This window comes from Streptomyces sp. AJS327 (assembly GCF_013450295.1).
Taxonomy (GTDB): domain Bacteria; phylum Actinomycetota; class Actinomycetes; order Streptomycetales; family Streptomycetaceae; genus Streptomyces.
In genome coordinates, this window is record NZ_SKBR01000001.1 from 1,610,790 (window position 1) to 1,626,182 (window position 15,393).

Annotated in this window: 10 protein-coding genes; 5 read left to right on the forward strand and 5 right to left on the reverse strand. The window is 74.1% G+C overall.

The annotated features are described in order from the left end of the window. Window positions 1-266: 266 nt before the first annotated feature. The gene (locus tag E0L36_RS06500) at window positions 267-482 is read left to right on the forward strand and encodes a proteinase inhibitor I78 (protein WP_180927853.1); all 216 of its coding nucleotides are present in this window, start codon (window positions 267-269) and stop codon (window positions 480-482) included. 181 nt (window positions 483-663) lie between these two features. Here E0L36_RS06500 and E0L36_RS06505 read toward each other — a convergent pair whose 3' ends face one another. Both E0L36_RS06505 and E0L36_RS06510 read right to left on the reverse strand, forming a co-directional pair. After that, window positions 664-1,566, reverse strand: coding sequence for a phosphatase PAP2 family protein (locus tag E0L36_RS06505; protein ID WP_219636114.1), 903 nt, complete (start codon window positions 1,564-1,566; stop codon window positions 664-666). A 417-nt stretch (window positions 1,567-1,983) separates the two neighbouring features. Further along, entirely contained in the window at window positions 1,984-3,156 is a 1,173-nt protein-coding gene (locus E0L36_RS06510; protein ID WP_308416652.1) for a glycosyltransferase family 39 protein, read from the reverse strand. A gap of 465 nt (window positions 3,157-3,621) precedes the next feature. Here E0L36_RS06510 and E0L36_RS06515 point away from each other — a divergent pair, with 465 nt between their 5' ends. Continuing rightward, window positions 3,622-5,307 (forward strand): MFS transporter, encoded by a 1,686-nt coding sequence (locus E0L36_RS06515; protein WP_180927856.1) that lies wholly within the window; start codon window positions 3,622-3,624, stop codon window positions 5,305-5,307. Between the two features lie 240 nt (window positions 5,308-5,547). Here the strand turns inward: E0L36_RS06515 and E0L36_RS06520 are convergent, their stop codons facing one another. Next, the gene (locus E0L36_RS06520) at window positions 5,548-5,994 is read right to left on the reverse strand and encodes a cell division protein SepF (RefSeq protein ID WP_180927857.1); all 447 of its coding nucleotides are present in this window, start codon (window positions 5,992-5,994) and stop codon (window positions 5,548-5,550) included. A gap of 1,172 nt (window positions 5,995-7,166) precedes the next feature. On the opposite strand from E0L36_RS06520, the gene E0L36_RS06525 reads away from it, so the two are divergent. Beyond that, window positions 7,167-8,204: a S1 family peptidase gene (locus E0L36_RS06525; protein WP_258015921.1), complete on the forward strand. Its 1,038-nt coding sequence runs from the start codon at window positions 7,167-7,169 to the stop codon at window positions 8,202-8,204. Between the two features lie 130 nt (window positions 8,205-8,334). On the opposite strand, the gene E0L36_RS06530 is transcribed toward E0L36_RS06525, so the two are convergent. Beyond that, the gene (locus E0L36_RS06530; protein ID WP_180927859.1) at window positions 8,335-9,360 is read right to left on the reverse strand and encodes an aspartate-semialdehyde dehydrogenase; all 1,026 of its coding nucleotides are present in this window, start codon (window positions 9,358-9,360) and stop codon (window positions 8,335-8,337) included. Between the two features lie 514 nt (window positions 9,361-9,874). Beyond that, complete coding sequence (locus E0L36_RS06535; RefSeq protein ID WP_180927860.1) at window positions 9,875-10,438, reverse strand: sugar O-acetyltransferase; 564 nt, start codon at window positions 10,436-10,438, stop codon at window positions 9,875-9,877. Window positions 10,439-10,718: 280 nt separating this feature from the next. On the opposite strand from E0L36_RS06535, the gene E0L36_RS06540 reads away from it, so the two are divergent. Continuing rightward, the gene (locus tag E0L36_RS06540; RefSeq protein WP_180927861.1) at window positions 10,719-14,243 is read left to right on the forward strand and encodes a DNA polymerase III subunit alpha; all 3,525 of its coding nucleotides are present in this window, start codon (window positions 10,719-10,721) and stop codon (window positions 14,241-14,243) included. Further along, the gene (locus E0L36_RS06545; RefSeq protein WP_180927862.1) at window positions 14,240-15,334 is read left to right on the forward strand and encodes a hypothetical protein; all 1,095 of its coding nucleotides are present in this window, start codon (window positions 14,240-14,242) and stop codon (window positions 15,332-15,334) included. Before E0L36_RS06540 ends, E0L36_RS06545 begins: the two co-directional genes overlap by 4 nt. Window positions 15,335-15,393 lie beyond the last annotated feature (59 nt).

Sequence of the window (15,393 nt, forward strand, 5' to 3'; positions counted from 1 at the left end):
GCTTCCCGGATTTCGCGACCGGCGCGGCGACGGGGAATTCCCGCCCGCCCCCGGAATTCGCGACGGAGGGCCGGACGACGACCCCCCGTGGTGGAATACGGGCGCTTCGGACCCCCGGGGCGGATCGACCGGAACGTGAGGCAATGGCCAAAGAACTGCTGCCGAAGCGTGACGATGGCCGTGACAGAAGTGTGACGAACCGGGGACGGCGTCGCGGTGGGACCCCGACTACCGGCTGTCCGCGTCCAGACCGTACCGTGGCGGCCATGGCACCGGAACCCGAAGCCCCCGACACCGCCGGAGACGAGCCGGAGAGCTACGTCGGCCTGTCCGCCGACGCCGCCGAGCGCCGCGCCTACGAGCAGGGCTGGAGCACGGTCCGCAGACTCGCGCCGGACGCGATCGTCACCATGGAGTTCCTGGTCGGCCGGCTGAACCTGGCCGTCACCGACGACACGGTCGTGCGCTGCTGGAAGGGCTGACGCGCCGGACCCGCCCCGCGTACGCGCGGCGTTCCACGGACCACGGAGAGGTGTGCGTACCGACCCCGTGGACCCGCGGCGGGCGCGGCTGAACGCCGACCCATTCCCCCGCCAACCGCGATTCCCCAGCCCCCGTATCCCTCGTGGCTGCCCCTCGTACCGGCCGCGGGGCGGGCGCCGGTCAGTCCAGGCGTGGACCGACCGGCGCCCGCCCCGCGCGCAGCGAGTGCTGCCGGGGGCCGGGGTGCCCGTTGTGCGCCCGGGAGCCGCTCGCGGAGCAGGCTCCCGCCGAGGTCAGCGGGTGGGAGACGGCGACACCGGGGTCGCCCGCCTCGCTGTGCGCCAGCCCCTCACCGGGACGCTCGCGGGCGGCGAGGACGGGCGGATGGTTGACGGGGACCCGGGCCCGGGAGCGCCCGACCGAGGCGCGCACCCGCTCCCGCAACGCGAAGATCGCGACCTCCGCCCGGGCGATCGCGGGCTCGCACCATGGCAGCCCCAGCAGGATGAGCAGTCCGGCGGCCCAGCCGAGGAGCACGTCGCTCACCCAGTGCGTACCGAGGTAGGCGGTCGTCGCCCCCACTCCCAGCGCGAACACCGCCGCGACGATGGAGAGCACCCGGCGGGCGATCGGCGTGGTGGCCAGATAGGCGAGGATGCCCCAGGTCACCACGGCGTTGGCGGTGTGCCCGGACGGGAATATATCGCCGCCGGACCACAGCTCGGTCGAGCCGATGGTGGTCGCGTAGTGCGGCCCGAGCCGCCCCAGACCGATCTTGACCGCGCCGACCGAGACGTTGAGCAGGAGCAGCGCGCTGCCCAGGACCAGCAACGGCCGGAGGGTGCGCTGCCGCCAGGAGCGCCAGCCGAGCCAGGCGCACACCAGCACCGCCGTCGGGCCACGCTGCCCGAGGACCACGAAGTAGTCGAGGAAGGCGTGGAGTTCCGGCCACTGCTTGTACGGGCGGAAGAACATGACCTGCCAGTCGAGGTGGACCAGCCAGGTTGACACCAACACGGCCAGCACGATGGCGAGGTACAGCCCCACCACCGCCCCGAAGAGCGCGCAGCGGACGCGGCTCATCCGGGGTGTTGGAGCAGTTGGCCTATGAGCCTCCTGCTCTAGTCTGGAGAAGATTCGGTCGGTACGCACTCAATCGAGATTACCGGCTGTGAAGTGCCGCTCTGTCAACGCTCCGGTCTTCGTGATGGCGATGTGATCTGTCATGAGCGGGAAACAGAGCGGATTCGAGCCCTTGTGCTGACCCTCTTCCCCGTTTTCCGGGCCGGAGAATGCCGCTGCCGTGCGGCCAATACCACAATGCTTTGCGGGGAGCTTTCCCGGGTGTCACGGCGATTTCCGTTCCCGTTTTCCCGACGGCGATGTGTGACCGGTTGACGGGGCCAGGCGAGGGCGGGGCGCTTCAGCGCCGGGGCGGGCGCGTGGTCGCGGCGGGCCCCATACCGGCGGGGTGGCGGTGCCCCGTCCGGCGCCCGCCGGTCACGGCGGGCCGGAGCCGTGCAGCCAGGCCGCCCCGTAGATCGCGGAGGCCACGGCCAGGGCGCTCAGCACGACGGCCGCCGTGCGGGTGCGGAGCGCGGCCAGACCGGCGGCGGGCGGCAGGAGCAGGGGGAAGGCGGGGAGCAGCAGTCGGGGCTTCGAGCCGAAGTAGCCCTTCGCGCAGAGCGCCAGTGCCACCACGATCGTCGTGTACATGAGCAGCGGGGGCGGCTGCCGCTGCCGGAAGGCCAGGTAGAGCAGCCACAGGACGAGCGTCACGCCCGCGACGAGGCCGAGACCGGCGATCACCGAGTCGGTCAGGTGGCCCCATATGAACCGGCTGAACGCCCAGCCGCCGTCGAACCCGTTGCCCCAGCCGTCCTGTATGTCGAGATAGCCGGTGACCTCGCCGGTCCGCACTCCCACCCAGGCCACGTAGCCGAACCAGCCGAGGGGAGCCAGCAGCACCCCGGCCACCACGCGCGGCGGCGGCGCCACCCGTTCCCGTCGTAGCCAGAGCAGCGCGGCGATCACCACGGCGGCGACCACCGCCGCGCCCACCGGCCGGGTCAGGCCGCTCAGCGCCGCCAGGCAGCCCGCCGTCATCCAGCGCTCGGTGAGCACCGCGTACAGCGCCCAGGCGGCGAGCGCGGTGAACAGCGACTCGCTGTACGCCATCGACTGCACGACGCCGACCGGCAGCGCCGCCCACAGCACCGCGAGGCACACCCCGGCCCGCGCCCCGTACAGCCGTTCACCGACCAGGTACAGCGCCCATGCCGCCGCCAGCGAGGAGACCCAGCTGACCAGGAGCCCGGCGTCCGCGAAGGACAGCGGGGAGACGGCCGAGAGCAGCCACTCCAGCCCGGGCAGCAGGGGGAAGAAGGCGAGGTCGGAGTGGACCGACCCGTCCGGCAGGCGGACGGTGTAGCCGTATCCGCCGTCCGCGACCCGCGCGTACCAGAGGGAGTCCCAGCGGGCGGAGAGCAGCTGGTGCGGGCTGCGCTCCGCGACCGCCGCCCAGATCGCCAGCGTCAGCAGCCCCAGCATCCGCACCGCGGTGTAGGCCAGCAGCGCGGGCGCCGCGGCGCGGAGCGCGGACCGGAAGGCCGTGCGGAGGCGGGGGGAGGCCGGGCCCGGCGGTGGGGCGGAAGCGGTGGCGAGGTCGGTCACGGGGCGATTATCACCGCACCGGGGAGCGGGGTCCCCGCGCGGGTGCGGGCATGCACCGTCTCGCCCGGTGTGCTCCCCGGCGGGAGTTTCGCTGTGTGTCTTCGCCGCCATCCCGTGTGTGGTGTTCCGCAGGGGTATCAGTCGGTTTCTCCGTCCCGTGCGGGTGTCAAGGGGGGTGTCAAGGGGGTGCCGACTCGCGTGCCGGCGCCCCCTCCCGGGGGTTCCCGGCGTCCTCCGGCGCCCGCCCGGACGGACGGGTCTTCGGGCTCTCCAGGGGTCTTCGGGTTCTTCGGTGCCTTTGGGATCTTCGGGTTCCGTCGCCCCACAGGGTGACGGCCGACATCCGGAGCCCCTGATCGCTGGCGTACGCTGACGCCACTCGTTTCCCGTACCGGACCGGCCGCGCCGCGCTGCCCCGGAACTCCCCACGGTTCGGAGAGGAGCGAGGTAAGAGGAGGTGCGTACATGTCCGGCACGAGCGCGGCCGGAGCGCGGAAGGCAGCTGGTGTCCCACGGGCGGACCGCGGCCGGATCGCCATGAATCGCTGGGCCGTCCTCGTCGTGCTCTGTTCCAGCCTGCTGCTGGTGGCGATCGACGCCACCGTGCTGCACGTCGCGGTGCCCGCCGTCTCGGAGGACCTGCGGCCCGGATCGATCCAGCTGCTGTGGATCGTGGACTCCTACCCGCTGGCCTGCGCCTCGCTGCTGATCCTCTTCGGCACCCTCGGTGACCGTGTGGGTCGCCGCCGGGTCCTCCTCTTCGGGTACGCGCTGTTCGCGATCGCCTCGGCGGTCGCGGCCTACGCTCCCTCCCCGGGGGTGCTGATCGCCGCCCGCGCGCTGCTCGGCGTCGGCGGCGCGATGATCATGCCCGCGACGCTCTCGATACTGCGCCAGGTCTTCACCGACCGCCGTGAGCGCGCGGTGGCCATCGGGGTGTGGAGCGCCGTCGCGGCCGTGGGCGCCGCTGTCGGGCCCCTGGTGGGCGGGGTGCTGCTGGAGCACTTCTGGTGGGGCTCGGTCTTCCTGGTCAACATCCCGCTGATGGCGGTGAGTCTGCCGCTGGCGCGCTGGCTGGTACCGGAGTCCGTCGGAGGGGCCGAGGGGCCGTGGGACGTGCTGGGCGCGCTGCTCGCGGCGGGTGGGCTCTGCGGGGTGATCCTCGGCGTCAAGCAGGCGGGCGACGGCGCGCTGTTCACTCCGGGCGCCGTGGTGCCGCTGGCGGTCGGCGCGGCGCTGCTCGTGCTGTTCGTCCGCAGGCAGCGCACCCGCTCCCACCCGCTGATCGACTTCTCGGCGCTGGCCCGGCCCGCCTTCGGCACGGCGGTCGGCTGCATCGTGCTCACGGTGCTCGCGCTGGTCGGGCTCGCGCTGATCGCCGCGCAGTACCTGCAACTCGTGCTGGGGCTCTCGCCGTTGGAGACGGGGCTGCGGCTGTTGCCGCTCTCGGTCGCGGCGATCGCCGCCGGGCTGGCCGGGCCGCGGCTGCTGCGGGCGCTGGGGCCGCGCGTGATGGTCTCGCTGGGCTTCGTGCTGACGGCCGTCGCGGTGCTCTGGCTCATGGGCGTGGGGGAGCAGGACCGCCCCGGGGTGCTCGTTCTGGGCTTCGTCCTGCTCGGCTTCGGACTGGAGACGACGCTCTTCGGCTGTTACGAGTCGATGCTGAACGAGGCCCCCGTGCGGCAGGCCGGAGGCGCCGCCGCGATCGGGGAGACCGCCTACCAGCTCGGCGCGGGCATCGGGATAGCGCTCCTGGGCAGCGTGATGAACGCGGCCTACGCCCCCGGCGTGCGGGAGGCGCGCGGAGTGCCCGGTGAGGCCCGGGCGGACGCCAGCCAGTCACTGGGCGCCGCGCACGAGGTGTCCGCCCAGCTGGGCGGCTCGGCGGGGGAGGCCCTGCGCGAGGCGGCACGCCAGGCGTTCGTCCACGGCCTCCATATGACGTTGCTGGTCAGCGCGGCGCTGCTGCTGCTCGGCGCGCTGGCCGCGCTCCGGCTGCCGCGCGGCACCGGCGGCGGTGCGCAGGAGGAGTCCGCGCAGCTGGACGGCCCGCCCCGGCAGGGGGGCGGACCGGCGGACGAGCGAGGGGCGGCCGACACTCAGGGGCAGGGCCCGGGTCCCCTGCTACAGGGCCGGGTCACCCACTCCTAGCGCCGGTCGCACGGGCCGTCGTCCCGCTCGCGCCGGGTTCACCGCCGTGCCAGCCCGCCAGCTCGCGGGCGGGCTGGCACGCGAGGAGCGCACGACCCCGGACGGGCACGCGACCCCGGAAGGGCCGCGAACCCGCGAGGGGTTCGCCTCGAGCCCGGCCGGCGGGCCCGGCCGCTCCCGCGTCGGGCGCCCCCCGGGGACGGGCTCGCCGCGCGGGACGGGACGGCCGCCGCGCCCGGTCTAGCTCTGGTTGAAGAAGCCACCCTCGGCGGCGCGGCGGTCCTCTCCCGCGACGATCTGGTAGGCGGGCGGCGTCAGCAGGAAGACCCGGGTGGCCACGCGGTCGATGGAGCCGCGCAGCCCGAAGGTCAGCCCGGCGGCGAAGTCCACGACGCGTTTGGCGTCCGCCGGGTCCATGGTGGTGAGGTTGACGATCACGGGGACGCCGTCCCGGAACAGCTCGCCGATGCCGCGCGCGTCGGCGAAGCCCTCGGGGGTGACCGTCGCGATCCGGGTGCCCTGGTCCTGCGCCGTCTCCGCGGTGACGCGCACCTTCGGATCCGTGACCCAGGAGTCGCGGGCGGCGTCACCGGGTTCCGGTCCCTCGGCGTAGTCGTCGTCGTAGTAGCGCATCTCGCTGTCGTCGACGAGGCCCAACCAGGCACTCGCCTTGCGCACCGATCCCATGGGCGCCTCCTCTCCTCGCGCGGATCCCACTCCGTCCGGCAGCGACGTGGCTGCGGGCCCGCGTCTCTATCGTCGTGCATGACGCGGACAATGCGCCAAGCGGATACGCACCGGATCTGTGATTCCCGACGGTACCTCCGCCCGAAATATGGCGTTCCCTCAGGGCCCGTTCCCTTCACGGGAGGTGACGGTCCGCCGGAAGCGGGGGCTCCGGCCGGACGGGTGGCGATGGGGACATCCGGGTGAGCGGGTCCGGTCTGTGGTCCCGGCCAACGTCCGGCTCCGCCCGCGCGGCACGGCGCGGTACCCCGACGGCGCGGACGCCGATCCGGTGGTCCGGGCGGCGGGGACCTCCCGGAAACCGTCCCTCGGCCCCGCGCCCGGCGGCGGCCTGACGGCCCGTGAGCGACGCGCTGAGCTGAACCGGACCGAGCTGAACCGACTCGACCGGAACCAGTCCGAACCATCGACCGGAACCGATCGATCCCCGGCCCGATCCGATCCACTGACCCGACCGGCCCGATCCACTGCCCCGACCCCTGACCTGATCCGGCCCGGGCCCGTCCCGCTCCCGGTTCGGGACCGGGACGGCTCCCGCGTTCCGGGTGGCCCGGGCGTGAAGGTCCGGAGGCCGGTGCCTCGATCGGGGTGGGGGTGTGGGCGTACGGACGGACCGGGCGGTGGGCCGGTAGGTGCCGACCGGTGGCGCGCCGGTCGCCGGATGACGGCGATGGACGGCGGTGGGGGGACGCGAGGGCGGCGTCCGGGACGAACAGGGCGTCCGTGGCGCGGGGTTCGGTTCGACGGGGCACCTCGGATAACCGGTAGCGGAGAACCGGCCGTTGGGGATCAGTAATCAGACAGGTGTAGTCCTCACCCCGGGGGGCCGGGGGATCGCCCCCCGTGTTCGGCCTCTGGAGCGACGTGCACGACTATCGGTGCGTACGGTCCACGGCCCCGGAAAGTTCCCGCGTGGGGCACTGTCGTGATCTGAGCCTTGTGTGGGTCTCAACATCGTCGCAATACTCGGCGGACGGGTTGGCATGGACGCGACTTGCTCCGGCGAACGGTCCATGTCCCCATGTCCTCCGGGGTCGTTCCCCCACGGGCGGCCCCAGCCCCCCACTGGAGGTTCTGAGTTGAGTCACAACCGACGTATATCCAAGCGCCGGATGCTTCTCGCGGGTGCGGGTGTCGCCGCGCTCGCCGCCGGGACGCTCACCGTCTCAAGCGCGAACGCCACGGACGAGAGCCCGTCGGTGAAGACCCTGTCGTCCACCTCGGCTTCCTCGCTCGCCGAGAAGCTGTCCGGTAAGGGCACCGCGGGCGCGTACTACGACGCGAAGGCCGAGAAGCTGGTCGTGAACGTCGTCAGCGACGCGGCCAAGGAGAAGGTCGAGTCCGCTGGCGCCGAGGCCAAGGAGGTCCGGCACTCCATGGCGGAGCTCACCTCCACCATGGACGCCTTCGGCGGCAAGGACCGTGTGGTCGGCACCTCGCGCGCCGTCGACGCGAAGACCAACAAGGTCGTCATCACCGCGGACAAGACGGTCAAGGGCGCCAAGCTGGCGGAGCTGAAGAAGCAGGTCGCCGCGCAGGACGGCAAGGCCGAACTCCAGCGCACCAACGGCAAGTACACCACCAAGATCGCCGGTGGCGACGCCATCTGGGGTGACGGTGGCCGCTGTTCGCTCGGCTTCAACGTCACGGTCGGTGGCGAGGCCGGCTTCCTGACCGCCGGGCACTGCACCGACGCGATCAGCAGCTGGGCCGAGGAAGAGGGTGGCCCGGAGATCGCCGCCACCAAGGAAGGCAGCTTCCCGGGCGACGACTACGGCATCGCGATGTACACGGCCGACACCGAGCACCCGAGTGAGGTCAACCTCTACGACGGTGGCACCCAGGCCATCGCGGGCGCCGGTGAGGCCACCGAGGGTCAGCAGGTGACCCGCAGTGGCAGCACCACCCAGGTGCACGACGGTCAGGTGCTCGCGGTGGACGCCACCGTCGAGTACCCGGAGGGCACCGTCGAGGGTCTGATCCACACCGATGTCTGCGCTGAGCCCGGAGACAGCGGCGGCGCGCTCTTCGCCGAGGACCAGGCGCTGGGCATGACCTCCGGTGGCAGCGGCAGCTGCTCCGCTGGCGGGGAGACCTTCTTCCAGCCGGTCACCGAGGCGCTTGAGGCGTACGGGGCCGAGATCGGCTGACCCATAGCCGACCTCGCCGGTCACCGGCCGGCGACCTCGCACACAGCGAACCCCCGGACACTGTCCGGGGGTTCGCGCGGTGTGTGGGGCGTGTGGGGGACGCGCGACCGGCTCCGGGCGCGCGTTCCGGTCAGCGCTCCGCCGCGACCAGCTCCGCGATCTGCACGGTGTTGAGCGCCGCGCCCTTGCGGAGGTTGTCGTTGGAGAGGAAGAGCGAGAGCCCGTTCTCCACCGTCTCGTCGTTCCGGATCCGGCCGACGTAGCTGGCGTCCCGCCCCGCCGCCTGGAGCGGGGTGGGGATGTCGGAGAGTTCGACGCCCGGCGCCCCGGTCAGCACCTCGCGGGCGCGCCCGGGGGTGAGGGGGCGCGCGAAGCGGGCGTGCACCTGGAGGGAGTGGCCGGTGAAGACGGGCACCCGCACGCAGGTACCGGCGACCTTCAGCTCGGGGATGCCCAGGATCTTGCGGCTCTCGTTGCGCAGCTTCTGCTCCTCGTCCGTCTCGTCGAGCCCGTCCTCGACGAGCGCGCCGGCGAACGGCAGCACGTTGAAGGCGATCGGACGCCGGTAGGTCTCGGGCGCGGGGAAGTCGATCGCGGCGCCGTCGTGGGTGAGCCGGGTCGCGTCGTCCGCCACCGCCCGCCGTGTCTGGCCGTCCAGTTCGGCGACGCCCGCCAGGCCACTCCCGGAGACCGCCTGGTAGGTGGCGACGACCAGGCTGACCAGTTCGGCCTCGGCGTGCAGCGGGCGCAGCACGGGCATGGCGGCCATGGTGGTGCAGTTCGGGTTGGCGATGATGCCCCGGGGGCGGTCGAGCGCGGCCGCCGGGTTCACCTCGGAGACGACCAGCGGCACCTCCGGGTCCATCCGCCAGGCCGAGGAGTTGTCGATGACCACGGGCCCCGAGGCCGCGACCTTCTCCGCGAGGGCCCGCGAGGTCGCGCCACCGGCCGAGAAGATGACGATGTCCAGCCCCGTGTAGTCGGCCGTCGCCGCGTCCTCCACGGTGATCTCCCCGCCCTGCCAGGGCAGGGTGCGCCCGGCGGAGCGGGCCGAGGCGAACAGCCGCAGTTCGCCGACCGGGAACTTCCGTTCCGCCAGAATCTCCCGCACCACGCCGCCGACCTGGCCGGTCGCTCCGACGATCCCGATCTTCATGGGGTTCCCTCCGCCGTTCGTTCCGTGGCCCCGAACCACCGCCACCGTGTGTGCGGTGGCGGTGCGGGACCGCGTGTTCTCCGTGGTCTGTGTTCGTCTGTCGCTGTGGGCTTGTGGGGGTGCCTGGTTCGCGGGGCCCTGTGCCCGTGACTCCGCCGCCCACGGCTCCGTCCCGCGCGGATCCGACCGTCTTCGGTGGGCGGTGTCCGCCGCCGGGCCCCTACCCCGTTCCGTTCCGGGTAGCGGCCGGACCGCTTTGATCTCGGTCACAGCCGGTCATCGGACGGCCGTGGATCCGTCCCGCGCGCGGCGCTGGGCACGGGGGATCCCGTACCGGAGCGTACGGCTCCGGCGCGGGGGACGGGAAACGGCGGGCTGCTCCCGGGTCGCCGGAGGTACGGGCGGGCCGCCGGAGGGACGGGGTGGCGCGGGCGACCTGGGTGACCTGGCGCGTCCGGGCGATCCGCCGTGGCCCGGGGGTGTGGGCGCGCGGAGGCTGGAGTGGGCGGGGCCGCTAGCCGTCGAGGGAGCGGACGATCCGCGCAGGGTTGCCGACGGCCAGAACCCCGGCCGGAAGGTCCCTGGTGACCACGGCGCCCGCGCCGACCACGGTGTTCTCGCCGATCGTCACCCCGGGGCAGACGATCACCCCGCCGCCGAGCCAGACGTTGTCGCCGATGGTCACCGGCTCGGCCTTCTCCCAGCCCGCCCGCCGCCGCTCGGTGTCCAGCTCGTGGGTCGCGGTCAGCAGCTGGACGTTCGGGCCGATCTGCACGTGGGCGCCGATGGTGATGGGGGCCGGGTCGAGGAAGACCGCGCCGAAGTTCACGAAGCTGCCGGCGCCGACGCTGATGTGGTAGCCGAAGTCACAGTGGAACGGCGCCCGGATCCGCACGTCCTCCCCGACCGAGCCGAGCAGCCGTTTCAGCAGTGGCGTGCGCTGCTCCTCCGGGACCGGCGGACTGGTCGTGTTGTAGGCGGCGCACAGTTCCAGCCGGCGCGCGGTGTCCGCCTCCAGCTCGGGGTCGTCGGGGAGGTACCAGTCTCCGGCCAGCATGCGGTCCTTCTGCTCGCCCATGTATCCCTCTCGTCCGCGGTCGCCCCGTGGGTCGCCCGGCCGGTCGTCCCCGCCGGCGGTGCCCGGGGTCTCGGTGGTGGAGTACGCACGCTTCCGGAGCCGGTGCGCGTCCGTCAACTTTCTTTTTTCGGCCACGGCTGGCCCGGGTGATCAGCGGTGACCTGCCAGGAAAGGGTGTCGAACGAAAGTTCGATGGCTGGTTTATGGTGGTGCCCGGTGGAGTGCGAGGGGGCGCGTGGGCAGTGGCTGTGCAGCAGCGGGAAGTGGGAGGTGACGCCGGATGCCGGGTTTCACGCACCTGCGTGTCGCCTCCGGGTTCTCCCTGCGGTACGGCGCCGCCCACCCGGAGACGTACGCCGAACGGGCCGCCGAGCGCGGGATGGACGCCGTCGCGCTCACCGACCGCGACACCCTCGCCGGAGCGGTGCGCTTCGCCAAGGCGAGCGCCCGGGTCGGAGTGCGCCCGGTCTACGGGGTGGACCTGGCGGTGGAGGAGTGCCCGGAGGCGCCCAGCGCGGTGCGCCGCCGTCGCGCACCGGTCAAGGGCGGAGCGTTTGTCGATGAGTCGGCACAGCGGGCCGTCTTCCTGGCCCGCGACGGCGCCCACGGCTGGGCGCGGCTCTGCCAGCTGATCACCGCGGCCCACGCGGACGGCGGCGAACGCCCGCTGCTGCCCTGGGCGGAGCTGGGCGGGCCCGGGGTCACCGTGCTGCTCGGCGCCGACTCGGACGTGGGGCGGGCGCTGGCGGCCGGGCGGCCCGACCGCGCGGCCCGGCTGCTGGGCCGCTGGCGGGAGGTGTTCGGGGACGCGCTCCGGCTGAGCGTGGACGGCACCGCGCCGCTGCGGGAGGCCGCCCGGATACTGGGCCTGGCCGCCACCGAGGGGGTCGCCCCGGTGCTGACGAACGCGGTGCGCTACGCCGATCCGGGGGGCGGGGCGGTCGCCGACGTGCTGGACGCGGCGCGCCGTCTGGTCCCCATCGACGCGCGCGGCGCGGGGGACGGCGGGGAGCGGTGGCTGAAGGGGGCGGACGCCATGTCGGCGGTGGCCGAGACGGTCGCGGAGGCGGCCGGATACCGGCGGCGCACCGCGTGGCGGCTGCTGGAGTTGACGGAGTGGACGGCGGACGAGTGCCGGGTCGACCCCGAGGACGACATCGGGATCGGCCGGGTGCACTTCCCCGAGCCGCACCTGGTGGGCGCCGGACGGCGCACGGCGGAGCGGGTGCTGCGCTCCCGGTGCGCCGCCGGGATGGTCACCCGGCGCTACGAGCGGGAGCCGGAGCGGTGGCGGCGGCTGGAGGAGGAGCTGGCGGTCATCGAGGGGCTCGGCTTCTCCTCGTACTTCCTCACCGTCGCCGAGGTCACCGAGGACGTGCGGGCCCGGGGGATCCGGGTGGCCGCGCGCGGCTCGGGCGCCGGTTCCCTGGTCTGCCATCTGCTGGGTGTCGCCCAGGCCGACCCGGTGGAACACGGGCTGCTGATGGAGCGCTTCCTCTCGCCCGCCAGGGCCGTGCTCCCGGACATCGACATCGACGTGGAGTCCGCGCGGCGGCTGGAGGTCTACCGCGCGATCTTCGACCGGTTCGGGCGGGAGCGGGTCGCCACTGTCGCGATGCCGGAGACCTACCGGGTGCGGCACGCCATCCGGGACGTGGGGGGCGCGCTGGGCATGGACCCGGCCGAGGTCGACCGGCTCGCCAAGGCGTTCCCGCACATCAGGGCGCGGGACGCGCGCGCCGCGCTGGCCGAGCTGCCCGAGCTGGCCGGGGTCGCGGAGGAGCGGGGCGGGGACGAGCGCTTCTGGGGGCTGGTCGAGGCGCTGGACGCGCTCCCGCGCGGGATGGCCATGCACCCGTGCGGGGTGCTGCTCTCGGACGCCTCCCTCCTCTCCCGTACCCCCACCGTGCCCACCAGCGGCGAGGGCTTCGCGATGGCGCAGTTCGACAAGGAGGACGTGGAGGACCTGGGGCTGCTCAAGCTGGACGTGCTGGGGGTGCGGATGCAGTCGGCGATGGCGTACGCGGTGGCGGAGACCGAGCGGGCGACCGGGCGGCGGATCGACCTGGACGACCCCGCCGACGTACCGCCCGGCGACCCCGCCACCTACGAGCTGATCCGCTCGACGGAGACGCTCGGCTGCTTCCAGATCGAGTCGCCGGGCCAGCGGGACCTGGTCGGCCGGCTGCAACCGGCCACCTTCCACGACCTGGTTGTCGACATCTCGCTCTTCCGGCCCGGACCCGTGGCCGCCGACATGGTGAACCCCTTCATCGAGACCCGGCACGGACGGCGGGCCGCCCGCTACCCCCACCCGGACCTGGAGCCCGCGCTGCGGGAGACCCACGGGGTGGTGGTCTTCCACGAGCAGATCATCGAGATCCTCTCGACCATGACGGGCTGCGGCCGGGCCCGGGCGGACGAGGCGCGGCGGGCGCTCTCCGACGGGGAGCGGATGCCCCGGGTACGGGCCTGGTTCGAGCAGCGGGCGGCGCTCCGCGGCTACGCGCCGGAGGCCGTGGAGCGCACCTGGGAGATCGTGGAGGCGTTCGGTTCCTACGGTTTCTGCAAGGCGCACGCGGTCGCCTTCGCGGTGCCGACCTACCAGTCCGCGTGGCTCAAGGCGCACCATCCGGCCGCCTTCCTCGCCGGACTGCTGGAGCACGACCCGGGGATGTACCCCAAGCGGCTGCTGCTGGCGGACGCCCGGCGGCGTGGGGTTCCGGTGCTGCCGCTGGACGTGAACCACTCCGGCGCCTCCTACCGGATCGAACTGGAGTCTGAATCTGGTGTGTGGGGGATACGGCTGGCCCTCAGCGAGGTGCGGGGGATCAGTGAGGCCGCCGCGGAACGGATCGCGGCGGAACAGCCCTACGCCTCCCTTCCCGACTTCTGGCAGCGGGCCCGCCCACCCCGGCCGGTCGCCGAGGGGCTCGCGCGCACCGGCGCGCTGGACGTCTTCGCCCCCGGCGGGAACCGCCGGGACCTGCTGCTGCACCTCGCCGAACTGCACCGCTCCCAGCGGTCCGTGGGCGTGCGGGAGGAGCAGCTCGCGCTGGGCGAGGGGGAGCCCGCCGAGGGCGCGGCGCGGGAGCGGCCGGCCGGGGCGGAGCCCGCCGGGCTTCCCGACCTGGACGCGGGTGAGCGGCTGGGGGCCGAGCTGGACGTACTGGGGATGGACACCTCCCGGCACCTCATGAGCGACCACCACGCGTTCCTGCGCGAGCTGGGGGTCCGCCCGGCGCGTGAGCTGCGGGAGGTGCGGCACGGGGAGACGGTCCTGGTGGCCGGGGCCAAGGCGGCCACCCAGACCCCGCCGATCCGCTCCGGGAGGCGGGTCATCTTCACCACCCTGGACGACGGCACCGGGCTGGTCGACTGCGCCTTCTTCGACGACCCGCCACCCGGGCCCGGCGAGGGGCGGGACGCGGACGGCGGGGAGGAGACGTCCGCCCACACGGCCTGCGCGTACACCGTCTTCCACTCCTGGCTGCTGCTGGTGCGGGGGGTGGTGCAGCGGCGCGGTCCGCGCAGCCTCAGCGTCGTCGGCTCCGCCGCCTGGGACCTGGGGGAGCTGGTCGAACTCCGGCGCACCGGCGGGCTGGACGCGGTGGCGGCCAGGCTGGCGCGGGAGCGGGGCGGGACGCCGCCCGCCGGGCGGGAGACCGGCGGCGGACGCACCGTCGAGGTCGCGGGCGGCTACGCGATGCACCCCTGGGCCGACCTCCAGCCGGCCGGTGAACCGGCTGGCTCCCGGGGGGCCGCGCGGAAGCTGTGGCACTCCAGCCCGGGGAGCGCGGGATGAGCCGCGCGCTGTGGCCGGGGTCCCCCGCTCCGGGTGAGGACGTCCCAGGCGAGGACGCCCCAGGTGAGGACGCCCCGGGTGGGGGCCTCCCCGGCGTCCGGCCGCTCCGCGCCGGGGAGGAGCCGCCGCACGTGCTGTACGTGCGCTTCGACGCCCCCGTCGGGGAGTACCCGGAGCTGCTCGGGCTGCTCGCCGACGTCACCCCCGTGACGCAGGCGCTGCCGCCGGACGCCGCGCTGCTCGATGTACGCGGCGCGCTGCGCTACTTCGGCCAGGACGCGGCCGGGCTCGGCCGCCTCATCCGCTGCCGCGCGCTCGCCCGGCACGGCAGCGACTGCGTCATCGGTGCCTCGGTCAACCCGCTGCTCGCGCGGATGGCCGCGGACGCCGGGGGGCCCGGCGCGGTGCGGGTGGTGCGGGCCGGGGAGGCGGCGGAGTTCCTGGCGGACAAGCCGGTGGCCGCGCTGCACGGCGTGGGTCCGGCCACCGCGCGCATTCTCGTCGCGTACGGCCTGGACAGCGTCGGACGGCTGGCGGCGGCACCGCCCGGCACCGTGCAGCGGGTGCTCGGCGCCGCCCTGGGGCGCCGGCTCGTCGCGCGGGCCAGGGGCGTCGACCCCACCCCCGTCGTGCCGAGCGCCCCGGCCCGCTCGGTCGGCTCGGAACACCGCTTCGACCGCGACGAGTTGGACCCGGAGCGGCGGCACCGGGCGCTGCTCGCCCTCGCGGACGGGCTGGGCTTCCGGATGCGGACGGAGGGGCAGGTGGCCCGGGTGCTGCACCTCACCGTCCGCTACGCCGACCGCTCCAGCACCGTCCGTAGCCGGACGCTGGCCGAACCCACCGCGCACACCCCGGTGCTGGCCGCCACCGCCTACGCGCTGCACGACGCGCTGGGCCTCCAGCGGGCCCGTGTCCGGTCGGTGGGTCTGCGGGCCGAGGAACTGATCCCGGTGGAGGAGGCCGTCCTCCAGCTCTCGCTGGACCCGCGGGCCGAGAAGGCGCGGCGTGCCGAGGCGGCGGCGGACCGGGCGCGGGTCCGCTTCGGCCCGGCGGCGGCGTATCCGGCGGGGGCGTTGGAGGCGGCCTGACGGGGCGAACACCCGGCGCCGTACGTGCCGTTGACGTATTCGCTATACCCACTAGGGGT